This window comes from Sphingopyxis sp. DBS4, from assembly GCF_024628865.1.
GTDB lineage: Bacteria > Pseudomonadota > Alphaproteobacteria > Sphingomonadales > Sphingomonadaceae > Sphingopyxis.
The window spans coordinates 3114602-3135794 of the sequence record NZ_CP102384.1 but is presented as its reverse complement, the minus strand read 5'-3'; the positions used below and the strand labels follow the sequence as shown (position 1 = coordinate 3135794).

The window sequence follows — 21193 nt, the reverse complement described above, 5'->3', positions numbered from 1 at the left end:
CACCCTGGGTTCCCGCTTTCGCGGGAATGACAACATAAGGTAGATCGGCTTCCGGTCGAAATAGGACCGCCGCCCCCTTTCCTACATTGTACCCATATGGTTCATTCGATCAGTTTCACCTGACCAAAAGGACGAACCGATGGACGACACACCCTGCAACCCCGCGCATATCCCCGCCCCGTCCAGCTACCACTGGACGCCCTCGCTGCAGCGCGAGTTTCTGGAGGCCTTCGCCACCAACGGCTCGGTGAAGATCTCCGCGGCAAAGGTCGGCATGTCGCCGTCCGCCGTCTATCAGCTGAGGCAGCGGCCCGAGGGCGCGGCGTTCCGGCTCGGCTGCGCGGCGGCGCTGCTGATCGCGCGCGGGCGGCTCGTCGACGAATTGCTCGACCGCGCGATCTGGGGGCATGACGAGATGACCACCGTGATGCGCGAGGAGGACCGCAGCCTCACTAAACGCCGCCGCATCGACAGCCGCCTCGGCCTCGCGATGCTCGCGCGGCTCGACAAGATGGTCGAGACCCGCGCGCGGGCGGGCGAGGAGATGCTGGCGCAGGTCATCGCCGGCGACTGGCCGGGCTTCCTCTCGCTCTTCGATGCCGCCGAGGCCGCGCGCACCGCCGCCGCACCGGCCGAAGCGGCGCCCGACGGCGAACCCGGCGCCGGCGCCGACCCCGCACCCGCGGCTGGCCCGACGGAGGGTCTGCCCGCCGCGCTGGCGCTCTGGCTCGCGGGCCGCGACAATCGCGCCAACCCGCTTGCCGCGCTGTGGCAGGGCACCGCAATCGCGAATGAAGTTGCGCGGTTTTCCGCCGATCCCGGCGACGAGACCGCAGGCGCCGACGAAGAGGGGCCGACCCCCGAGGAGGAGGCCGCGGCGATGACCGTCTGGCACGACGATGTCACCGGCGACCTGCGCACCAATTTCCCGCCCCCCGACGACTATCTCGGCATCGAGGAAGGCCGGTTCGGCGACGAGGATTATGAGCGCTCGCTCGACCCCGACGAGGAGGACGCGTGGGAAGCCGCCGTCGCCGAGGCCCATGCCCCCTTGCGCCGCGCCGGCGAAGCCGCCCGACGCGCCTTCTTCGGCCTCCCCGACCCCGCCAACGATCCGGCGCCGGAAAGTGCGAACCCGCGCAGGGCAGCCGGCGCCTGATCTTTTTTCGTCGCCCCCGTCTCTCCCCGTCACCCCCGCGAAGGCGGGGGGCCAGCGTCTTCGCGCCTCCGCGTGAAACCGGGAAATCTCACGCAAAGGCGCAAAGGCGCGAAGAAGAAGGAGTGCGCGGCCCGCGCCCTCGGGATGCAACGCGGCCGCGCTGGTCGTTCGCGTCGCCGGGTTCCCGCTTGCACGCGAAGGCCGGAGGTGGGGACGCGAACGCCCCGATCTTGCGCCATGATTTGACGCATCTTGACCGCGCGCGCTCCCGTTGGCTCCCGCTCGCTTGACCGAAAGTTTCAGTTTGCTACGGGTCTTGGACATAACATACCAACGAGCCCTTGGAGAGATCGCCCGATGCACCCCTCAGTTCACGCCGCCACCCATCCCGACAAGCCCGCGGTCATCGTCGCCGAAACCGGCGAGGCGATCAGCTATGCCGAACTCGATGCGGCCTCGAATCGCGCCGCGCAGATGTTTCGCGCACATGGGCTCGGGCATGAGGATGTCGTCGCCTTCATGCTCGACAATACGCCGCATTATTACGGGCTGACGTGGGGCGCGCAGCGCGCGGGGCTGCGCTATGTCTGCATCTCGTCGCGGCTGACGCAGGACGAGACCGACTATATTCTCGAAAATTCGGGCGCGAAGATGCTCGTCGTCTCGGCGAGTCTCGCGGCCGCGGCGCAGCAGCTCACGACGAAGATCACCCGCTATGCGATGGGCGGCGACATAGCGGGCTGGCCGAAGATCGAGGACGAACTGGCGACGATGCCCGCGGAGCGCATCGCCGACGAGCGCGCCGGGGTCGACATGCTCTATTCGTCGGGGACGACGGGCCGGCCGAAGGGCGTCAAGGTTCCGCTGCCCGAGGAGCAGGCGATCGACGCGGCGAACAGCCTCGTCATGCTCGCCTCGGCGGCGTTCGGAATCAACGCCGACAGCGTCTATCTGTCGCCCGCGCCGCTCTATCACGCCGCGCCGCTGCGCTGGTCGATGACGATCCAGCGGCTCGGCGGCACCGTCATCCTGATGAAGAAATTCGATCCCGAGGGCGCGCTTGCGGCGATCCAGCATTATCGCTGCAACGCGGCGCAGTTCGTGCCGACGCATTTCGTGCGGATGCTGAAATTGCCCGACGACATTCGCGCGCAATATGACGTGACCTCGATGAAAAGCGCGATCCACGCCGCGGCGCCGTGCCCGGTGCCGGTCAAGCAGGCGATGATCGACTGGTGGGGACCGGTGCTGCTCGAATATTATGCGGGCTCCGAAGGCAATGGCATGACCTTCGCGAGCAGCCAGGACTGGCTCGCGCACAAGGGCACCGTCGGCCGCGCGATCAACGGCGTCGTTCATATCGTCGGCGAGGACAATGAAACCGAAGTGCCCGTGGGCGAGGAGGGCGCGGTCTTCTTCGAAAGCGACAGCCTGTTCGAATACCACGACGACCCCGAAAAGACCGCCTCCAGCCGCAATTCGCGGGGTTGGTCGACACTGGGCGATGTCGGCAAGCTCGACGAAGACGGCTTCCTCTATCTCACCGATCGCAAGAGCTTCATGATCATCTCGGGCGGGGTGAACATCTATCCGCAGGAGATCGAGAATCATCTCGTCACGCACCCGAAGGTCGCCGACGTCGCGATCGTCGGCGGCCCGCACGAGGAGATGGGCGAGGAGGTGATCGCGGTCGTCCAGCCCGCCGACATGGCCGACGCGACCGACGCCTTCCGCGACGAACTCATGGCCTATGCACGCGAGAAATTGTCGGGGGTGAAGATCCCGCGCCGGATCGATTTCATGGAGGCGCTGCCGCGCCACGACACCGGCAAGCTCTACAAAAGGCTGCTGCGCGACCAATATTGGGAAAAGGCGAAGGCGGGGGCATGACCGCGCGCGTCGAATTTTTCTTCGACCTGTCGAGCCCGTGGACCTGTCTGGCCTTCCACAATCTGCCCGGCGTGCTCGAACGCACCGGGGCGAGCGCGACCTGGCGCCCGATCCTCGTCGGCGGGGTGTTCAACGCGGTCAACCCGGCCGTTTATGCCGCGCGCGAGCAGACCGACAACCGCCGCTTGGAGCATAGCTGGAAGGTGCTGAAGGACTGGGCGCGGCTCGCCGGCGTGCCGATGAACTTTCCGTCGAGGTGGCACCCGGCGAAGAGCATCCACGCCATGCGTTTCTGCTGCGCGCTCGAGGAGGATCAGGACGCGCTCGTCCGCTTTGCCGGGGCGGCGTTCGCCAGCTATTTCGACCGGCAGGAAAATCTCGACGATCCGGGCGTTCTCGAAGCCGCCGCGGACGCCGTCGGGCTCGACGGCGCCGCGATCCGTGCCGCCTCGACCAGCGACGCGGTGAAGGCGCGGCTGCGCGCCAATACCGAAGAGGTGATTGCGCGCGGCGGCTATGGCTCGCCGACGATCTTTGTTGACGACACCGATATGTATTTCGGCAACGACCAGCTTCCGCTCGTCGAGGCCGCGCTCAAAAGGACAGCAGAATGAAGGACCGTATCTCGATCACCATGCTGGAGGACGGCATCGCCGACGTCCGGCTGATCCGTGCCGACAAGATGAATGCGCTCGACACCGCAATGTGGTCGGCGCTTGCCGAGGCGATCGATGAATTGAAGGCCAAGCAAGGCCTGCGCGTCGTCGTGCTGTCGGGCGAGGGCCGCGCCTTTTGCGCCGGGCTCGACCTTACGAGCCTCAGCGCCGAGCGTGATCCGGGCGCGAGCAGCGCGGGCGGAACGCTGGCCGATCGCACGAGGGGCATCGTCAACAACGCCCAATATGCGGCGTGGGGCTGGCGCGAACTGCCGGTGCCGGTGATCGCGGCGGTGCACGGCGTCGCCTTCGGTGCGGGCAGCCAGATCATGGCCGCCGCCGACATCCGCATCGTCCATCCCGACACGCGCCTCGCGATCATGGAGATGCGCTGGGGCCTCGTCCCCGACGTCGCAGGCATGGCGCTGTGGCGGACGCAGGTCGCCGACGATGTGCTGCGCGAGATGATCTATACCAACCGCGAATTTTCAGGGTCGGAGGCGAAGCTGCTCGGCTTCGCGACGCACGTCTCCGACGATCCGCTCGCGAAGGCGCTGGATCTCGCGCGGGTGATCGCGAACAAGAATCCGCATGCGATCCGCGGCGCCAAGCGGCTGTGCAACATGCTCGCCGACGCCAGCGACGCCGAAATCCTGCAGGCCGAAAGCGACGAACAGGTCAAGGTCATCCGCACCCCCAACCAGATGGAGGCGGTGATGGCACATATGGAGAAAAGGAAACCGAACTTTGCGGACTAATCGCCCAGCAGGCTCAGAAACCGCGCCGCATGGTGCCAGTCGGCTTCGCGCCGCGCGCGCGCTTTCTGCGCTTCGCTGTCGGCGCCCCAGCGCCGTTCCTGATACAGCTCGTCGAGACTGACCGCGTCCCACAGCGCATCGGCGGCGAAGGCATCCTCGGCGAGCGCGAGCCCGGCGACGAGCGATCCGCCGATCGTCACCAGCGGCGTCAGCGCGGCGAGGCGGAACGGATCGTGCGCGAGGAGTGCCGCGCGGAGCGCCGCGATGGTCGCGGGCGGCTGGTCGATGGGCAGCACGCCTTGGGTCAGCGCGAACTCGACGCCGTGGCGCGCTTCGGCCCAGGCGAGCAACGGGTTCCACGCCGCCGCCTGCTCGGCCTGCAGCGCCGCGTCGCGGTCGTCGCGGTAGCAGAAAAGGTCGCTCTCCGCATAAGCGGCGATCGGCTCGGCGAAGGCTGCGGGATCGGGGCTGGCGAGGTCGATCGCGGCATTGGCGAGGCCGGTCAGCGGCATCGACGCGGGGTCGATATCCTCGCCCTGCGCGTCCCATTCGGCGGCGATCGCTTCGGCCAGCGCCTTGCTCGCCACGGCCAGCGGGGCTCGTTCGGGGGTGCGTACCGGACGACCGTCGAGCGCAATGCCCCAGCCGCCCGCCTCGGCGATGACTTCGGCCTGCTTCCAGAAGCGTTTCATAATTCTTTCGGCGACCGCCAGCGGCGCGCGAGGATGCGCGGCATCACCGCGAAGTCGAACACGCCCGCCAGCACGACCGCGACGCCGATCCAGCGATCGGCTGGCTGCCCCGCGACCGCCCAGACGCCGCGGATCAGCAGGAAGCCGGCGATGATGAAGAGCGCGCCCATCAGGCGCATCGCGGACAGCGCGAAGAAGCGCTTTTTGGCAAGGGCGTCGTCCGGCTGGTTCATGCGCTTTTCCCTTTCTCGCCAAGCTGGCGCATCAGATGCGCCAGCGCGCCGTGCCCGCTCGCCTCGATCCCCGCGGCGACGCGTTCGCGTTCGTCCGGCACCTTGTCCTGCGACAGCTTGAGCGTCGAGCGCCACGCGGTGATCCGCAGCTCGAACCCGGTGATCGCGCCCGTCATCTGGCTGAAGCGCGCGGGGTTCATCTTGGCCCGCGTCCACGGCGGATCGGCACCGATGCGTGCTTCGTGCTCAGCCGACAGCGTGTCGAACTGCGCGATCAGTTCGGCATCGTCGAGCTTGCGAACCGGACCTTCCATCTCGATCGCGACATAATTCCACGTCGGAACCTGATCGGCGGCCGTATACCAGCTTGCGCTGACATAGGCGTTGGGCCCCTGCACCACCGCCAGCGCGGTCACCCCGTCCAGATGCTTCGTCAGCCCGTTGCCGCGCGACAGATGGAATTGCAGCGTCGCCGCATCCTCGCTCAGCACCACCGGCGCGTGCGCGACGCGCGGACCGTCGGGCGTGCCCGCGAAAACCCCGGCGAAGGCGATCTCGCGCACGAACAGTGCGGGCAGGTCTTCCTGTCGCGGACGATATTGGGGATTGGGATGCATCAACGCGCCTTGGGCGGGCGCGGCCCCTTGGGGGGCGGACGCTTCGCTGCCGGACGCTTGGCGGCGGGCTTGCCGGTTCCGGTCTTCGCTTTTGGCTTGGGCTTGCCGACATGATCGGTCGGCTTGCTCGCGGCGGTGCGGCCGCGCCGTTCGCCGCGCCGTGCCTTGCGGATCTGCTTGCTGTGCGCCTTGGCGGCGGCCTTCGCCGCGGCTTTCGGCGGCGGCCCCTTGGGGATGTCGTCGAGTCCGACCTCGCCGAGCTGCGGGTCGAATCCGAGCGCGTCGAGGCTGGCGGCGAAATGCTCGGGAACCGGGGCCGTGATATCGATCGCGCCGCCGTCGGGATGGTCGATGCGCAAGCGGCGGCTGTGCAGGTGCAGCTTGCGGCTGATCGTCCCGGTCAGGAAGGCGCCCTTGCCGCCATATTTGCCGTCGCCGACGATCGGATGGCCGATCGCCGCCATATGGACGCGAAGCTGATGCGTGCGGCCGGTGAGCGGCTGCAATTCGACCCAGGCGGCGCTGTTCCCGGCGCGCTCGACGATGCGGTAGCGCGTCTTGGACGGCAGGCCCTTGTCGTCGACGTGCATCTTCTCGCCGCCCGATCCGGGCTGCTTGGCGAGCGGCAGGTCGATCTCGCCCTGCGCGATGTCGGGGACACCGACGACGAGTGCCCAATAAGTCTTGCGCGCGCTGCGATTCGAAAAACTCTTGGCGAACCAGGCGGCGGCGCGCGGCGTTCGCGCGATCAGCAACGCGCCCGACGTGTCCTTGTCGAGCCGGTGAACCAGTTTCGGCCGCACCGGCCTGTCATATTTCAGTGCATCGAGCAGTCCGTCGACATGTTGTTCGGTTTTGGTGCCGCCCTGCGTGGCGAGGCCGGGCAGCTTGTTCAGCACCAGCGCGCTCGTATCGCGGTGGATCACCATTGATTCGGCGAGTTCGACATCGGCGTCGGTCAGCGGACGGCCCTTGCGCGCGGGACGCGCGGCGGTCTCGACCGGCGGCGTCGGCATGACGAGCTTTTGCCCCGTTTTGATGCGGTCGGACACGTCGGCCTTCCGGCCGTCGAGCGTCAACTGGCCCGACCGCGCCCAGCGCGCGAGCAGCGCGTGCGGCGTTCCCGGCCGGTGGCGCTTGAACCAGCGGTCGAGGCGGATGCCGTCGTCTTCCTCGGCGATGATGGCGCTGTCGATACTCATGCGGACAATTGCCGCATCGTCAGCATCCCGGCGCCGCACGCCGTGATACCGATCAGTACCGAGGCGAGAACATAGGCCAGTGCCTGCGCCGTCTGCCCGCGCTCGAACAGGGTCCAATATTCGAGGCTGAACGACGAAAAGGTCGTGAAACCGCCGAGGATGCCGACGCCGAGGAACAGCCGCGTCGTGTCGCTGCCGCCGCTGCGCGCGAGCCAGCCGATAAGCAGACCCATCAGCAGGCTGCCGGCGATGTTGATCGACAGCGTCCACCAGGGAAAGCCGGGGCCGAGCCGCGCGAGCATGACCTGGCCGACCAGATGCCGCGCGCCGGCGCCGATCGCGCCGCCGACCATGACTGGGAAAAGTCCGTTCATGCGCTCGCCCTAGCCGCAAAAGCCCGCGACGAAAAGCGGATGCATATCCAGGGTCAGGACCCTATGCGTCGGGTGGGGTGATCGCGCCCGCGGGTCGGTCGTGCGCCGCGCGCCAGGCGGCGGGCGCGTCGAAGCGGCCTTGCCAGATGCCGCGCTGCTTCGCCTCCGCCTTGGCGGCCTCGAACGCATAGGCGTCGCCGATCGCGACGGCCCAACCCTGCCGCACCATTTCGGCGCCAAGATCGACCCCGTCGGGGCCCGGCTGCGTCCGGCATGATGCCAGGGTGCGGCCATAGCGGTCCTTTGCCGCATAGTCGCAATGGAGCAGGTCGCGCCCGACGAGCCGTTCGAGCGCGTTGCGGGCGTCATGGCCGCATGGCCAGCGGCTGCCGTCGGCGCGCGCGCAGTCCTGCCGATATTCGACCGCGTCGATTCCGGTCAGGCGGATCGTCAGTGTGCCGCCGCCCTCCTGCCGCACGGTCAGGCTGTCGCCGTCGATGACGCGCACCAGCGGCGCGACAGCGGTGGGCAGCTGGCTGGTCCAGACGGCGACCGCGAGACCGGCGAGCAGAAGCAGCGCGGCGAGCGAACGCAAGCGGCGGCGCCAGCGCATACGGGTGACGATCGACAGCGGCATGAGCCGGCGCCTGATCCGCGGCGGCGCACTTGGCAAGCGTAAATAAGGGATTGACGAAAAGAACAAACAGGGTCCAAATTGGACCAATCCCGACCGGCTGCTTCCGTGCCGACCTATGGACAGGACTCCGCTAGGTCCGAATTGGCGGCAAATGGGAACGAACAAAAGGTGAATATGGCCGGAATGACGACATAAGGACACCGGGGCGGAGCGAGGAAATGGGGGGACGTGGCATGGAACAGGCGATTCAGATTCGACCCGGATCGGGGGATTTTCGGCTGCCGGCATTCGGCGCCGGGGCCGATACGGAATCGACACCGGGCGCGGTCTCGTCGCTGGTGCTGGTGGGATCGCGGATGCGCGCCGATGAACTTGCGGCGATGGACCGCGTGCGCGTCTCGTGCGTCGAGGCCGCCGAGGCGGCCGATCATCTGCGCGCGAGGCCGATCACCGACATTATCTGGCTCGCATCGAAGGAAGCCATCGAGCCCGAAACCTTCGCCGCCCTTTGCGGCGTCGCTGTCGCGAAATCCTGTCATCTGGTATGCGAGGCTCCTTTTGGTGCACTCGACCGGCTGATGGCGGTGGCGCCTGGCGCGCTTCGCGTCGAATGGCTCGTCGATGCGGACGCGACCGATCGCTTCGTCGCGTTGGCCGCCGCGCGGCGCGAATGGCATCGAGCGATGCACGAAGTGACGCGCGATCCGGCGATGGAACGTATCGACCAGTTGCAGGAGGAGGTGGCGCGCATCTCGCGCCTGCTCGGCGAGCTTGCGGGGCAGCCGCGCGGCGGCCTTCCCGGCACGCCGGCGCCCTATACGCCCGCGAACGAGGGCTTCGGCGACTATACGGGACAGGTTCGCGCGCCGGCGCGCGATTTCGCCGCGATGCCGCGCAGCTTCGTCCCGGAGGAGCGCACGATCGACCGCCAGCGCGCGAAAGCGGTGCGGCGGATGCTGCGTCAGCGGCGGATGCGCGAGCAATATTTTCCCGCCGACCTTTTCGCCGACCCGGCGTGGGACATGCTGCTCGACCTCTATGCGGCGCGGCTGGAGCGGCAGCCGGTGTCGGTGTCGAGCCTGTGCATCGCCGCCGCGGTTCCCGCGACGACCGCGCTCCGCTGGATCAAGACGATGACCGACGCCGGGCTGTTCCTGCGCGAGGCCGATCCGTTCGACGGGCGCCGCATCTTCATCGCGCTGTCGGAAGGCGCCGCCGATGCGATGGCGCGCTATTGCGAGGCGCTGGAGGAATAGGCGGCGCTTGCCAGCGCGAGCGGCTTATGGCAGGGGCGCGCTTCCCTTTTGGGGCGCTTAGCTCAGTTGGTAGAGCATCTCGTTTACACCGAGAGGGTCGGCGGTTCGAGCCCGTCAGCGCCCACCATCTTACCCGGCGATATTCGCCTCCCGTCCACGCCGGACGTTCCACAGGGTGACGAGGCCGACGGCGACCCAGACGACATTGAGCGCGGCGTTGGGCAGCGCGCCGTGATAGCCCGAATTGACGATGAAGCCGGCGGCGCCGAGGACGTTCATCCCCTGATAGACGCGGCCGCGCGCTTCGAGCTTGCCGAACGACAGCAGGGCATAGGCGGCGAGGATCAGCACGGCAGCCGCCCAGCCGATGACCTCGATCGCGATCTCCAGCGCATCCATGCCCGCCCCTTTCCCTCCCGGCGCTCAACGTATCGAGCGCCCGGAATATCGATCAGGGTCCCGGCCTTGGCAAGATAAGGAGGAGGTCCACTCCTCGCTTGCGAAACAAAGCCGCGTGCTCCCGCGAAGGCGGGAGCCTATCTCCGGCCGGTGCCATATCGAACCGGCCGGAGATGGGTCCCCGCCTTCGCGGGGACACACGACTCTTTCAACCGATTTCGTTTCGGCGTCAGGCGGCGAGCTTGCGCAGCACGTAGTGCAGGATGCCGCCGTTCATATAATATTCGACCTCGTTTGCCGTATCGATGCGGCAGAGCGTGTCGAAGCTGAAGGTCGAGCCGTCGGGGCGCGTGACCCCGACCGTCACGGTCTGGCGCGGCTTGATATCGGCGACGCCGCGAATGGTGAAGCTGTCGTCGCCGGTCAGGCCCAGCGTCTCGCGAGTCTGGCCTTCGAGGAACTGCAGCGGCAGGACGCCCATGCCGACGAGGTTCGAGCGGTGGATGCGTTCGAAGCTTTCGACGATCACCGCGCGGACGCCGAGCAGATTGGTGCCCTTCGCCGCCCAGTCGCGCGACGAGCCGGTGCCATATTCTTTGCCCGCGACGACCACCAGCGGCGTGCCGTCGGCCTTGTGGCGCATCGCGGCGTCGTAGATCGGCATGACCTCTTGGCCGTAGCGCGACATGCCGCCCTCGATGCCGGGGACCATTTCGTTCTTGATGCGGATATTGGCGAAGGTGCCGCGCATCATGACTTCGTGATGGCCGCGGCGCGAGCCGTAGCTGTTGAAGTCGGCTTTGCTAACCTGATGTTCCATAAGCCATTTTCCGGCCGGGCTGTCGGCCTTGATGCTGCCGGCGGGGCTGATGTGGTCGGTGGTGATGCTGTCGCCGAGGATCGCGAGCGGCTTGGCATCGACGATGTCGCTGACCGGCGCCGGGGTCATCGTCATCCCCTCGAAATAGGGCGGGTTGGCGACATAGGTCGAGCCCGCGCGCCACTGATAGGTGTCGCTGCCCTCGACTTCGATCTTCTGCCAATGCTGGTCGCCGGTGTAGACATGGGCGTAGCGCGCCTCGAACATGTCGCGGCTCACCGCGCCCGCAACGACGGTCGAAACCTCTTCATTCGTGGGCCAGATGTCCTTGAGGAACACGTCGCTGCCATCCTCGGCCTGGCCGATCGGGGTGGTGGTGAAATCCTCTATCACCGTGCCCTTCAGCGCATAGGCGACGACGAGCGGCGGCGAGGCGAGGAAGTTGGCGCGCACGTCGGGCGACACGCGGCCCTCGAAGTTGCGGTTGCCCGAGATGACGGCCGCGGCGACGAGGCCATTTTCGTTGATCGCCTTGCTGATCGGTTCGGCGAGCGGCCCCGAATTGCCGATGCAGGTCGTGCAGCCATAGCCGACGAGGTTGAAGCCGATATTGTCGAGATGCTCTTGCAGCCCGGCCTTGACCAGATAGTCGGTGACGACCTGCGACCCCGGCGCGAGGCTCGTCTTGACCCACGGCTTGGGCTTGAGACCGAACGCATCGGCCTTCTTCGCGACCAGCCCCGCGGCGACGAGCACGCCGGGGTTCGAGGTGTTGGTGCAGCTCGTGATCGCGGCGATGGTGACGTCGCCGTCGCCAATGTCGAAATCCTTGCCCTCGACCGGAACGCGCGTCCCCGCCCGTTTATAGGTGTTCGCCATGTCGGCGTTGAACACATCGTCGACTTCGGGGAGCGAGACGCGGTCCTGCGGACGCTTCGGCCCGGCGAGGCTGGGGACGACGGTGCCGAGGTCAAGCTCAAGCGTGTCGGTGAACACGGGGTCGGCGGCGCCATCGACGATCCACAGCCCCTGCGCCTTGGCATAAGCTTCGACCAGCGCGATATTTTCCTCGCTGCGGCCGGTCAGGCGCATATAATCGATCGTCTTGTCGTCGATGCCGAAGAAGCCGCAGGTCGCGCCATATTCGGGCGCCATATTGGCGAGCGTCGCGCGGTCGGCGAGGCTCAGCGAAGCGAGGCCGGGACCGAAATATTCGACGAAGCGGCCGACGACGCCCTTGGCGCGCAGCATCTGCGTCGCGGTGAGGACAAGGTCGGTCGCGGTGACGCCTTCCTTGAGGCGGCCAGTGAATTTGAAGCCGACGACCTCGGGGATCAGCATCGACACGGGCTGGCCGAGCATCGCGGCTTCGGCCTCGATCCCGCCGACGCCCCAGCCGAGCACGCCGAGGCCGTTGATCATCGTCGTGTGGCTGTCGGTGCCGACGCAGGTGTCGGGATAGGCGACGGCTTCGCCCGAACCATCCTCGCTCGACCACACCGCCTGCGCGATATGTTCGAGGTTGACCTGATGACAGATGCCGGTGCCCGGGGGCACCGCCTTGAAGTTCGACAGGCTCTTCGACCCCCATTTCAGGAAGTCGTAGCGCTCGCCGTTGCGATAATATTCGATCTCGACATTCTGCTCGAACGCTTTCGGCGTGCCGAATTCGTCGACCATGACCGAGTGGTCGATGACGAGATGGACGGGGACGAGCGGGTTGATCCGGGTCGTGTCGCCGCCGAGGGTGGCGATCGCATCGCGCATCGCGGCCAGATCGACGACGCACGGCACGCCGGTGAAATCCTGCAACAGCACGCGCGCCGGGCGATACTGGATCTCGCGGTTCGAATGCGGATCCTTCTGCCAGTCGACCAGCGCCTGCGCGTCATCCTTCGACACGGTGAAGCCGCCATCCTCGAACCGCAGCAGGTTTTCGAGCAGCACCTTCATCGAGAAGGGCAGCCGCGACACGTCGCCGAGCTTCGCCGCGGCCTTGTCGAGCGAATAATAAGCGTAAGTCTTGCCGCCGACGCTCAGCGTCGAACGGGTGCCCAGCGTGTCGTGGCCCGTGGTCGTCATAGGATTGCAGTCCCCATGTTGGCGCGGCGGGGAATGACCGTCCGGTGGCAGAGCGGGAGAGCGGGGCCAGCGGGAGTCGCACGCGCAGGTTTATGTTGGCGCCGCCTTACGCCGGGGGGTGGGAAATGCAAGGGGGTGGGGGCCAACCCAACATTAGCTTGCGCTTCATTGGGCGAGCATAGTTGACCGATATCGCGATAATGAAGAAGATCGTCAGAAACCCCGTGATTCTGTTGTTTATGACTCGCGATGAAATAGAGTGGGAAGTAGCGTTGGCAGCCAAAGAAATCCGACGGGTAGGGCTATTTGTTGATTGGAATAGCCAAATTAAATCGACCCCTAAGGAGTTGATTGGAAATCCTGTTGAGCAATGTCGCCATGCGTTAAGGGCGACGGGAAAGAAGGCTGCAAAGCTATTATGCGAACTTGAAAATGATACGCTTTTTCGCGTGCGTATACGCCTCTATCACGGCTGGACGAGCGGGGTAACCCAGACTACAAATCGCTTAGCTTTTCGCGGTATCGACGAAATGCATTCGCCCGACGAACTCTTTCCATCATCGCGGGTAATGGCTTGGTCTGACGTCGAATTCGGCGATCGATTGATCGATGCTCTGCCTGAACGCGAGACTGGGCGGCTGCGAATCCATCTTCCTAACACGCTGCGCAAACAGAATGGCGACGCGCACCCGGTGGAAAAAATGGTGGACACCGCATTGGCAGCGGACATGCTCGCTTGGGCCCGCCAAGAGCCTTCGTCCATCATGCTCATTTTTTCGCCCGATGACGATATGGTTCCGCCAGCTTATGTGGCGGAATCATGGATGAAGCCGTACGGAGGTTCGTTGCATCTCGTCCGGCCTCCCGCACGTGCGGAAAGCAAATTTCTGTCTCTTGAAGGACTACTGCTTTGAGCAAGTTATCAAGCGAATTGAACGCTGAACAGGTCGCAGCAGATTTGGCGGTGTTCGCCGATATCGGAACCGACGCCCCAAGCATCGAATTGACGGATCAAGGCGCTGTCGTGCGAATGATACGTCAAGGCGAGCAAACTGAGATCGAAGTGCGCAAAAGCGGTGCGCTAGTCGAAAGCTGGGGAAGTGAAAGCCAGAAGCATGCAAATTTCAAAGCTCTACTGGCTTCCGAACGCTACGGCAATTTGCGCGAGTGGGCGTTCAAACAAACTGCCTTTCTAACACAGGAGATGAGGGACGTCGGAAGCTTGATAGAAGCTTGGGGGCTCTTGAGCGGAACTTTCGAGCTGGTCGATGTATCAAAGGTCGACGATCATCTCTGTTCGCCTCAAAGTGATGGGTCTACGCGCGTATTGTTGATCGACGGTCCGGCGGGCATCGGTAAGACCCAGTTCATTGCAAGCCTCGCCACGCAGCGAGCCAATAGTTACACGTCAAAACGACGCCCCCTGCTTCTGCATGTGCAGAGCCGCGGACGCACATTGACCTACCTTTATGATCTTGTCGCTTTCAGTCTTCAGCGATTGCGGCTGGACGTGACCTTCGATCAGGTCCCCATTCTCGCCAAATATGGTTTGATTACGATAGCTATCGATGGTTTCGACGAACTCGCCGATCCCGATGGATATAATAATGCATGGTCGCAGGTTAGCGATCTCATAGAAACACTGCGAGGGGATGGCAGCATTATCCTCGCAGGGCGGGAAACTTTTATAGGACGCGATCGCGTCGTAAAGGACATAAAAAGCGTAAGGGAAGGCAAGGACGAAATAAATGTCCTGACTTTGCAACCTCCTTCCAAATCAACGGCCGTCGGTTGGTTGGCGCAGCAGGGGTGGAACGACGATCAGATAAATTTGATCGAGGATTTCCTAGAACCAAATTCCTTGGCATTGCGTCCCTTCTTCTTGAAGACGCTCTCCGATCCAAGCGTTGCGGCGAGCCTTTCGGGGACCGCCGCGACGAGCGTGCTTTCGATCCTGATGGAGGCGATGATCGAGCGCGAGACCGGGCTATTTGGCGAAGCCATTCAACGAGTTTTGAATCACGAGCAGCGGCGGCAATATCTGCGGTCTTTGCTTTGCGAGGCTGCGCGTGACATGGCGGAGTCAAATAGCTCTTCGATAAGCGATGCCACGCTTACGTGGCTCGTTGAGATTGCTCTTCCAATCGAAATTGACGAAGCTGCGACGCGCATCTTGAAAGCGCGAAGCCAAGCGATTGCATTTTTCACGAACGATGACAGGCCGGGGTATCGGCGTTTCTTCCACGATAAATTCTACGAATACTTCCTCAGCCTCGCGACCGTACAGATGATTTCGTCGGAGGAATGCGCGGAATTACGGTGAGAGGTGCAACATTCACCAAATTGCCTCGTATGAAGGCGATAGCCAGTAAGCTGACAAGGTGCAGCAATCCCTGATCGAATTATGGCAACAGATTCTTCTTTCCTAAATTATCCAAATGGGTTCAAAATCATTCTGATTCATTCCAAGTGATTCGGGAGATGGAGCTATGGGGTTTAGGGTAGCGCGGGGTTCGCGGGGGAAATCGAAAGGTGTGGCTGCGTCTTCGGGCGGCGGTGAGGACCGGAACAGGCCCTCCTCCAACCCCTCCCGCAAGCGGGAGGGGAGCAAGGCGCGTGGCGGCGCTGGACCCCGGATCAAGTCCGGGGTTCGCGAGCGGGAGAATCCCTTCATGCCCGGCCTCCGCGTGCGGTCGGACGGGTGGACGGCGGCGGGGACGCGGGTGTTTCTGGCTACGCTGGGGCGCACGGGGTGCGTGAGCGATGCGGCGCGGGTGGCGGGGGTCAGTACGACTTCGGTCAACCGCTCGCGGGCATTGTTTCCTCCTTTCGACAAGGCGTGCGGCGAGGCGATCGCGCGGGCGCTGCGCGGGCTGGAGGCGGTCGCTTACGAGCGTGCGGTCGAAGGGCGCGAGATGGTGATTCTGCGCGGCGGAAAGGAGGTCGAGCGGCGGATCGTGCCGTCGGATGCGTTGCTGGGATTGCTGTTGAAACGCGGCGACCTGAAAAACGGGCGCGACGTGCATCTGACGCCCGAGGAGGCCGAAGCCTATGTGTTGCCCGAGGCAGTGCGGCACCGCTTTCTGTCGCGCGAGGCATTTTTCGACGGGATGATTTTCGACAACGTCGCCGAAGGCCATCCCAAGGTGCAGGGGCCGACGCAGCAAGAGACCGACGCCGTCATTCTGGCGCGGCTCGCAATCCTGCGCAAGCGGCGGGATAGGGAAAGGGCGCTCCGCAATCGCAGCGAGCCATCGAGCGACGCGGGTCCGCTCCCGTCGCCGGACTGATGCCCCGCGCTCGCCCGGGCGATGCCGCTCAGGCCGTCGCCTCGCGCCGGACCGGGGCGGGGTGGAAGGTGCGGACGCGGTCGCGGCCCGCGCGCTTCGCTTCGTAAAGGGCCTGGTCGGCGTCGCGCAGCAGCGCCGACAGCGTGATGCCGGGCGTGCCCGCAGCCAGGCCGATGCTGGCGGTCGGGCGCAGAGTCGCGGGGATGCGGTCGGCGCAGGCGGCGTGGAGCCCGGTGCAGACCCGCTCGGCGATCTGGCGTGCGCCATCGATCGTGAAGCCAGGGAGGAGCAGGGCAAATTCCTCGCCGCCGATGCGACCCGCGACCATCTCTGCCGGGCCGGCGGCGCGGACGTGGCAACCGAAAGCCGCGATGATCGCGTCGCCGACCGCATGGCCGTGGGTGTCGTTGACCGACTTGAAGCGATCGAGGTCGGCGATCAGCAGCGCCGCGGGCTGTCCGGCGTCGGCGCAGCGGCGGAGCGCGGCGCCGGCCTTTGCCTCGAACCCGCGGCGGTTGAGCAGGCCGGAGAGCGGGTCGCCGTCGGCTTCCGCGCGAAGTTCGGCGAGCATGTCGATCGCGACCGCGACCATCAGGCTGATCGCGGCGAGGATCGACACCATCGCCTGGCTGAATTGCACCGTGGACCAGTAGAGCGACTGCTGGAAGCCGACATAATCGTCGAAGCCGCCGCTGAAGCTCAGGATGACGACCGGGCGGATGAGCAGATTGGCGGCCGAGAGCGCCGCGATCCAGAACAGGACGCGGTCGATCACGTGCGGCCGCGCGCTCGGCCATAGGGCGCGCACCACCATCAGCGCGATCGCGCCCGCGCCGACGCTGATCGCATAGATGCGCGCCGGAATGCTCGGCTGGGCGAGCAGGAACCAGGTGAAGACCGCGGTCGACAGCGCCGCGACGATCGCCATCGCGCGCCATGGTATGGGCAGGCCGTACCGCCCGATGATCGCGGCGGCGAACAGCGCGCCGGTGGCGAGAAAGCCGATATTGGCGGGAAGCCGCTGCAATTCCATCGGCATCGCCGGGACGACATCCTGGAACAGGAAGGCGATGGCGGTGGCGAGATAGGCGCCCGCGGCATAGGCGATGTAGCGCTCGCGCCGCTGAAGCCACATCAGGAAAAAGGCAGCCGCGAAGGCCAGGCCGATGCCCGGATTGAGAAGCGAAATGAAGAGCTGTCCCGTCAAAGCGGTATCCTGCCTCGGGCCCCCGCACAATCCTAGGCAGGGTATAGATAACAAGTGGTTACGATGGGTCATGGCCCGCCGACAGTGTGTAACGGTGAGGCGGAAAGGTCAGGCGGTGCCGCGCACCGCGAGGCGGACGGGGATGCGGGTGCCGCTGTGGGTGAAGTCGTCGTCCTCGAGCGCCATCGCGACGAGCGCTTCGCCCGCGGCGTCGAGGTCGGGCTCGATCGTGGTGAGTGCGGGGTCGGCCATATTGCCCGCGCGGATGCCGTCGAAGCCGATCAGCGCGATATCCTGCGGCACGCGGCGGCCGGCTTCCTTGAGGCCCTGAAGCACGCCGAGCGCGAGCATGTCGGAAGCCGCGAAAATCGCATCGACTTGCGGATGCGCGGCAAGCAGCGCGTGCGCGGCCGCGACGCCCTGCGCGTGGCGGTCGGCGGCGGTGGGCGGCTCGGTGAGGATCGGCGTGATGCCGTGGCGGCCCAGCGCTTCGACGAAGCCGTCGCGGCGCTCGTCGAACTGGCGCTGCGGCGATCGCTGCGGGCCGATGAAGGCAATGTGCCTGCGCCCGCTCGTGACGAGATGCTCGGCGGCGAGGCGGCCGCCGGTGCCGTTGTCGCTGCGCATCCAGTGGAACGGATCGCCGGGACTGCCCCAGCAGACGAAGTCGAGGCCGGTGGCCTGCGCCTCGGCGAAATAGTCCCACGCCGCGCGATTGCTGGTCGTGCCGATGACGATCATCGCGTCGGCTAGCCCCGACGCCACGAAGTCGGCGCGGAAATTGGCGGCGCTTTCCTGAAAGGAGACGAGCAGGTTGAACCCGCGCGCCGAGGTCGCGGCGGCGATGCTGCCGAGCAGCGCGAAATAGAAGGGGTTGATCGCGCTGCGATCCTCGCCGGGGCGGCAGACGGTGACGAGCGCGAGCGTCTCGCTGCTCTTGAGCCGCAGCGACGAGGCATGGCGGTCGACGACATAGCCGAGTTCGCGTGCGGCGGCGGAAACGCGGGCGCGGGTTTCGGCATTGACGCCGGGGCTGTTCCGGAGCGCGCGCGATACGGTCGATTGCGACACGCCGGCGCGCTCGGCGACGTCGAACGATGTCGGGCGCAGCGTTTTCATCGGCAGTCGTCTCCCCTTTCCGCTGTCTCTCGCCGTGAGGGGAGGGCTTGTCAATCGGCGAGGTCGTCGAGTGCCAGGAGCGCGAAGCTCGCGAGCCAGTGCTCGCCCATATAGTCGCCGGTGACGTGCGGGAGCGCGGCGGCGAGATGGCGCTCCGCCGTGGCTTCGGCGACGGGGCTGACGGAGTGCGCGGGACCGAGCGCGGCGGCGATCGCGCGCCAGCACCAGGCGCGGCTGAGATTGAGGCCGTCGAGATGCGCAATCTTGCCGTCGCTGCGGTCAGAGACGGTGGCGGGGGTGAAGAGTGTTTCGGGCTGCTCCTCCGCAGCATGAGGGAGGAAGGCGTCGAACCAGCGCGGGAAATCCTCGCCGAGGACGGCGGCCATCAGATACGCCTCGGTGAGCGCGGAGGAGAGAAATTCGTCGCCGCCGGGTTCCCACGCCTGACAGTCGCGGTCGCTGGCGAACCAGCTTCGGGCGCGGGCGTCGATCAGGCGGATGAGGCCGGGGTCGCGCGGTTCGGCCCAGCGGCGTGCGAGGAGGAGCGCGAAGGCGATGTTGAAATGGGTGCCGACGCGCAGCGGATAGGTGAGCTTGGGCAGGAAGGCGTGGAAGCGCGCGGCGAAGGCGGCGGCAAGCGGCGCGAGCGCGGCGGCCCAGGGAGCATCGTGGCGCTCGGCCTCGGCATGGAGCGCGAGCAGCCACGCCCAGCCATAGGGGCGCTCGAAGCCCGCGGACATGGGGCGCGAGAGGAACGCGAGTTCGCCCGCGACCTTTTCTGGGACGAGCATCGCGGCGGCGCGGGCGCGAATCTCGGCGGCGGCGGGAAGGTCGGGGAAGCGCCGCGCAAGGCGGAGGACCTGCCACCAGCCGTGGACGCAGCTATGCCAGTCGAAACTGCCGTGGAAGATCGGGTGATGCGCGCACGGCGGCTTGGCGTCCTCGGGCCCGTTCAGGACGAGGTCCATCTTGTAGGGATATTCGCGGCCGAGATGCGACAGGGTCGCGGTCGCGAAGCGGGTGGCGTGGTCGGGGGTCAATTCCATGCCACCTCCATATCCGTTCGCATCGAGCGAAGTCGAGATGCCCATCGGTCGCGCGTGCCTCCGGGGTGTCTCGACTTCGCTCGACACGAACGGAATTATGAGACGGCGTTAGAACGCAAAGAGCCAGATGAACACGATGTTCGCGGCGAGCAGCGGCACTGCGGTGCCGATCTGCGCCTTGATCACGCCATAGGGGCTTTTGAGTTCGAGCAAGGCGGCGGGGACGAGGTTGAAGTTCGCCGCCATCGGGGTCATCAGCGTGCCGCAGAAGCCCGCGAGCATGCCGATCGCCGCGACGACCGCGGGGTCGCCGTGATACTGCTTGATCAGCAGGGGCAGGCCGACCGCCGCCATCATCACCGGGAAAGCGGCGAAGGCATTGCCCATCACCATGGTGAAGAAGGCCATGCCGAGCCCGAAGGCGAGCACCGCGCCGAACAGGCTGCCCTGCGGGATGGCGCCGCCGATCAATCCGCCGACGACCTCGCCGACGCCGGCGAGCGCGAAGACCGCTCCGAGACTGGCGAGCATCTGCGGCAGGATCGCCGCCCAGCCGACCGCGTCGAGCAGGCGACGTCCCTGCTGTGCGGGGAGGAGCAGCGGGGGTTTGAAGCGCGCCATGCCGACCGCGAGCGCGATCAGCACGCCGATCGCGAGCGAGATCAGTGTCGCCTGCTTGGGGTCGGCGAGGCCGGGCACATATTTGAAGAGGAAGGTGCCCCCGAGCGCGACCGCGGGGATGATCAATGCGACCAGAAGCAGGAAATTGCCGTAGCGCGCGGCGCGCTCTGCCTGAATGTCGGCCGCGACTTCGCCGCCGGGCGCGCGGCCGATCTGGCCGGTTCCCGCGATCGCGACGAGCGCGAGGACAAGCAGGCCGTTCTGGAAATCGGTCAGATAATCGCCGCCGAGCATCGAGAGGGCGAGCAGGCCCCAGAAGGCGGCGTTGCCGAAGCGTTTGGGGTTGGTGCGGTCATACAGGCCGAGCAGCGCGAAGAGCGCAAAGGTCCAGCCCGCGAAAATATAGACGAACTCGAGCGTGATCATGCGCCCGCCCCCCACCCCTGCATCCGCTGTTCGAGGCGGCGGAGGCGGAAGCCGTGGATCAGGAAGGCCGCGATCGCGGTCGGGATTGCCCAGAGCGAGAGGTGCAGCGGTTCGATGCTGTAGCCATAGGTTTCGAGCAGCCCCTTCATCAGCAGGATCGACCCGATCGCGAGGAAGATATCCTCGCCGAAGAAGAGGCCGACATTGTCGGTGGCCGCGGCGAAGGCCTTGACCTCCTCGCGCTGGTCGTCGGTGAGGGCGTCGTTCCTTGCTTCCGCCGCCGCTTCGGCCATCGGCGCGACGAGCGGGCGCACGGTCTGCGGGTGGCCCGCGACGGAGGTCAGGCCGACCGCGGCCATCAGTTGGCGCAGCAGGAGGTAGGAAGTGAGCAGGCGGCCGAGCGTCGCGCCCTTCATGCGATCGATCAGGCTGCGCGCGTGCTGCTGAAGCCCATAGGCTTCGAGCAGGCCGATGACGGGGAGGACGATCCAGACGATCGAGACGTAGCGCGTGTCGTTGAACGCCTTGCCGAAGGCGGCGATGATCGCGGTGACGTCGAGTCCGGCGGCGAACCCGGTCGCGAGCGCCGAGGCCATGATGACGAGCAGCGGATTGAAGCGGAGCAGGAAGCCTGCGATGATGATAACGATGCCGATCAGGACGAGCATGGCGTGGGTCGCTGATTTTTGAGCGGGGAAAGAGATTCACG

The 21193-nt window shown here is 65.9% G+C and carries 21 protein-coding genes and 1 tRNA gene; 9 read left to right on the top strand and 13 right to left on the bottom strand.

Annotated features, from left to right (window positions below; all coding sequences use genetic code 11):
• Window positions 1–139 precede the first annotated feature (139 nt).
• The 4 genes from NP825_RS15000 to NP825_RS14985 all read left to right on the top strand — a co-directional run bounded on the left by NP825_RS15000 (window position 140) and on the right by NP825_RS14985 (window position 4463).
• Entirely contained in the window at window positions 140–1159 is a 1020-nt protein-coding gene (locus NP825_RS15000; RefSeq protein ID WP_257545012.1) for a hypothetical protein, read from the top strand.
• A gap of 357 nt (window positions 1160–1516) precedes the next feature.
• Window positions 1517–3049 (top strand): acyl-CoA synthetase, encoded by a 1533-nt coding sequence (locus NP825_RS14995; protein ID WP_257545010.1) that lies wholly within the window; start codon window positions 1517–1519, stop codon window positions 3047–3049.
• Window positions 3046–3663: a 2-hydroxychromene-2-carboxylate isomerase gene (locus NP825_RS14990; RefSeq protein WP_257545008.1), complete on the top strand. Its 618-nt coding sequence runs from the start codon at window positions 3046–3048 to the stop codon at window positions 3661–3663. The genes NP825_RS14995 and NP825_RS14990 overlap by 4 nt, the downstream gene beginning before the upstream one ends.
• A complete protein-coding gene (locus NP825_RS14985; RefSeq protein ID WP_257545006.1) occupies window positions 3660–4463 on the top strand; it encodes a crotonase/enoyl-CoA hydratase family protein in 804 nt (267 codons plus the stop codon). The genes NP825_RS14990 and NP825_RS14985 overlap by 4 nt, the downstream gene beginning before the upstream one ends.
• Here NP825_RS14985 and NP825_RS14980 read toward each other — a convergent pair.
• From NP825_RS14980 to NP825_RS14955, 6 genes are all read right to left on the bottom strand, one after another.
• A complete protein-coding gene (locus tag NP825_RS14980) occupies window positions 4460–5155 on the bottom strand; it encodes an ATP12 family chaperone protein (protein ID WP_257545004.1) in 696 nt (231 codons plus the stop codon). The genes NP825_RS14985 and NP825_RS14980 overlap by 4 nt on opposite strands.
• On the bottom strand, window positions 5152–5388 hold the full coding sequence (locus tag NP825_RS14975) for a hypothetical protein (RefSeq protein ID WP_257545001.1): 237 nt from the start codon (window positions 5386–5388) through the stop codon (window positions 5152–5154). The genes NP825_RS14980 and NP825_RS14975 overlap by 4 nt, the downstream gene beginning before the upstream one ends.
• Window positions 5385–6005: an FMN-binding negative transcriptional regulator gene (locus NP825_RS14970; RefSeq protein WP_257544999.1), complete on the bottom strand. Its 621-nt coding sequence runs from the start codon at window positions 6003–6005 to the stop codon at window positions 5385–5387. Before NP825_RS14970 ends, NP825_RS14975 begins: the two co-directional genes overlap by 4 nt.
• Complete coding sequence (locus tag NP825_RS14965) at window positions 6005–7207, bottom strand: RluA family pseudouridine synthase (RefSeq protein ID WP_257544997.1); 1203 nt, start codon at window positions 7205–7207, stop codon at window positions 6005–6007. The genes NP825_RS14970 and NP825_RS14965 overlap by 1 nt, the downstream gene beginning before the upstream one ends.
• A complete protein-coding gene (crcB, locus tag NP825_RS14960; protein ID WP_257544995.1) occupies window positions 7204–7581 on the bottom strand; it encodes a fluoride efflux transporter CrcB in 378 nt (125 codons plus the stop codon). Before crcB ends, NP825_RS14965 begins: the two co-directional genes overlap by 4 nt.
• Before the next feature lie 61 nt (window positions 7582–7642).
• Entirely contained in the window at window positions 7643–8218 is a 576-nt protein-coding gene (locus NP825_RS14955) for a thermonuclease family protein (RefSeq protein WP_257544993.1), read from the bottom strand.
• Window positions 8219–8451: 233 nt separating this feature from the next.
• Between NP825_RS14955 and NP825_RS14950 the strand changes: the two genes are divergently transcribed.
• Window positions 8452–9474 (top strand): MarR family winged helix-turn-helix transcriptional regulator, encoded by a 1023-nt coding sequence (locus NP825_RS14950; protein ID WP_257544991.1) that lies wholly within the window; start codon window positions 8452–8454, stop codon window positions 9472–9474.
• Window positions 9475–9525: 51 nt separating this feature from the next.
• Window positions 9526–9601: transfer RNA gene (locus tag NP825_RS14945), tRNA-Val, on the top strand.
• A gap of 2 nt (window positions 9602–9603) precedes the next feature.
• Here the strand turns inward: NP825_RS14945 and NP825_RS14940 are convergent.
• Together NP825_RS14940 and acnA are read right to left on the bottom strand one after the other, a co-directional pair.
• Entirely contained in the window at window positions 9604–9873 is a 270-nt protein-coding gene (locus NP825_RS14940; RefSeq protein ID WP_257544989.1) for a hypothetical protein, read from the bottom strand.
• Between the two features lie 229 nt (window positions 9874–10102).
• Window positions 10103–12775, bottom strand: coding sequence for an aconitate hydratase AcnA (gene acnA / locus NP825_RS14935; RefSeq protein WP_257544986.1), 2673 nt, complete (start codon window positions 12773–12775; stop codon window positions 10103–10105).
• A 200-nt stretch (window positions 12776–12975) separates the two neighbouring features.
• Here acnA and NP825_RS14930 point away from each other — a divergent pair, with 200 nt between their 5' ends.
• From NP825_RS14930 to NP825_RS14920, 3 genes are all read left to right on the top strand, one after another.
• The gene (locus NP825_RS14930) at window positions 12976–13689 is read left to right on the top strand and encodes a hypothetical protein (protein ID WP_257544984.1); all 714 of its coding nucleotides are present in this window, start codon (window positions 12976–12978) and stop codon (window positions 13687–13689) included.
• Window positions 13686–15098 carry a hypothetical protein gene (locus tag NP825_RS14925; RefSeq protein ID WP_257544982.1) on the top strand — a complete coding sequence of 471 codons (1413 nt, stop codon included), beginning with the start codon at window positions 13686–13688 and terminating at the stop codon, window positions 15096–15098. Before NP825_RS14930 ends, NP825_RS14925 begins: the two co-directional genes overlap by 4 nt.
• Window positions 15099–15447: 349 nt before the next feature.
• Window positions 15448–16065 carry a hypothetical protein gene (locus NP825_RS14920; RefSeq protein WP_257544980.1) on the top strand — a complete coding sequence of 206 codons (618 nt, stop codon included), beginning with the start codon at window positions 15448–15450 and terminating at the stop codon, window positions 16063–16065.
• A 28-nt stretch (window positions 16066–16093) separates the two neighbouring features.
• On the opposite strand, the gene NP825_RS14915 is transcribed toward NP825_RS14920, so the two are convergent.
• The 5 genes from NP825_RS14915 to NP825_RS14895 all read right to left on the bottom strand — a co-directional run bounded on the left by NP825_RS14915 (window position 16094) and on the right by NP825_RS14895 (window position 21152).
• The gene (locus tag NP825_RS14915) at window positions 16094–17272 is read right to left on the bottom strand and encodes a GGDEF domain-containing protein (RefSeq protein ID WP_257544978.1); all 1179 of its coding nucleotides are present in this window, start codon (window positions 17270–17272) and stop codon (window positions 16094–16096) included.
• Window positions 17273–17380: 108 nt separating this feature from the next.
• A complete protein-coding gene (locus NP825_RS14910) occupies window positions 17381–18391 on the bottom strand; it encodes a LacI family DNA-binding transcriptional regulator (RefSeq protein WP_257544976.1) in 1011 nt (336 codons plus the stop codon).
• A 50-nt stretch (window positions 18392–18441) separates the two neighbouring features.
• Window positions 18442–19437: a DUF2891 domain-containing protein gene (locus tag NP825_RS14905; protein WP_257544974.1), complete on the bottom strand. Its 996-nt coding sequence runs from the start codon at window positions 19435–19437 to the stop codon at window positions 18442–18444.
• A 108-nt stretch (window positions 19438–19545) separates the two neighbouring features.
• Window positions 19546–20484, bottom strand: coding sequence for a DUF979 domain-containing protein (locus tag NP825_RS14900; RefSeq protein ID WP_257544916.1), 939 nt, complete (start codon window positions 20482–20484; stop codon window positions 19546–19548).
• On the bottom strand, window positions 20481–21152 hold the full coding sequence (locus NP825_RS14895; protein ID WP_257544914.1) for a DUF969 domain-containing protein: 672 nt from the start codon (window positions 21150–21152) through the stop codon (window positions 20481–20483). The genes NP825_RS14900 and NP825_RS14895 overlap by 4 nt, the downstream gene beginning before the upstream one ends.
• Window positions 21153–21193 lie beyond the last annotated feature (41 nt).

Coding starts and splice junctions, on each gene's coding strand:
- NP825_RS15000 (WP_257545012.1), top strand. CDS start 140: ATGGACGACACACCCTGCAACCCCGCGCATATCCCCGCCCCGTCCAGC.
- NP825_RS14995 (WP_257545010.1), top strand. CDS start 1,517: ATGCACCCCTCAGTTCACGCCGCCACCCATCCCGACAAGCCCGCGGTC.
- NP825_RS14990 (WP_257545008.1), top strand. CDS start 3,046: ATGACCGCGCGCGTCGAATTTTTCTTCGACCTGTCGAGCCCGTGGACC.
- NP825_RS14985 (WP_257545006.1), top strand. CDS start 3,660: ATGAAGGACCGTATCTCGATCACCATGCTGGAGGACGGCATCGCCGAC.
- NP825_RS14980 (WP_257545004.1), bottom strand. CDS start 5,155: ATGAAACGCTTCTGGAAGCAGGCCGAAGTCATCGCCGAGGCGGGCGGC.
- NP825_RS14975 (WP_257545001.1), bottom strand. CDS start 5,388: ATGAACCAGCCGGACGACGCCCTTGCCAAAAAGCGCTTCTTCGCGCTG.
- NP825_RS14970 (WP_257544999.1), bottom strand. CDS start 6,005: ATGCATCCCAATCCCCAATATCGTCCGCGACAGGAAGACCTGCCCGCA.
- NP825_RS14965 (WP_257544997.1), bottom strand. CDS start 7,207: ATGAGTATCGACAGCGCCATCATCGCCGAGGAAGACGACGGCATCCGC.
- crcB (WP_257544995.1), bottom strand. CDS start 7,581: ATGAACGGACTTTTCCCAGTCATGGTCGGCGGCGCGATCGGCGCCGGC.
- NP825_RS14955 (WP_257544993.1), bottom strand. CDS start 8,218: ATGCCGCTGTCGATCGTCACCCGTATGCGCTGGCGCCGCCGCTTGCGT.
- NP825_RS14950 (WP_257544991.1), top strand. CDS start 8,452: ATGGAACAGGCGATTCAGATTCGACCCGGATCGGGGGATTTTCGGCTG.
- NP825_RS14940 (WP_257544989.1), bottom strand. CDS start 9,873: ATGGATGCGCTGGAGATCGCGATCGAGGTCATCGGCTGGGCGGCTGCC.
- acnA (WP_257544986.1), bottom strand. CDS start 12,775: ATGACGACCACGGGCCACGACACGCTGGGCACCCGTTCGACGCTGAGC.
- NP825_RS14930 (WP_257544984.1), top strand. CDS start 12,976: ATGAAGAAGATCGTCAGAAACCCCGTGATTCTGTTGTTTATGACTCGC.
- NP825_RS14920 (WP_257544980.1), top strand. CDS start 15,448: ATGCCCGGCCTCCGCGTGCGGTCGGACGGGTGGACGGCGGCGGGGACG.
- NP825_RS14910 (WP_257544976.1), bottom strand. CDS start 18,391: ATGAAAACGCTGCGCCCGACATCGTTCGACGTCGCCGAGCGCGCCGGC.
- NP825_RS14905 (WP_257544974.1), bottom strand. CDS start 19,437: ATGGAATTGACCCCCGACCACGCCACCCGCTTCGCGACCGCGACCCTG.
- NP825_RS14900 (WP_257544916.1), bottom strand. CDS start 20,484: ATGATCACGCTCGAGTTCGTCTATATTTTCGCGGGCTGGACCTTTGCG.
- NP825_RS14895 (WP_257544914.1), bottom strand. CDS start 21,152: ATGCTCGTCCTGATCGGCATCGTTATCATCATCGCAGGCTTCCTGCTC.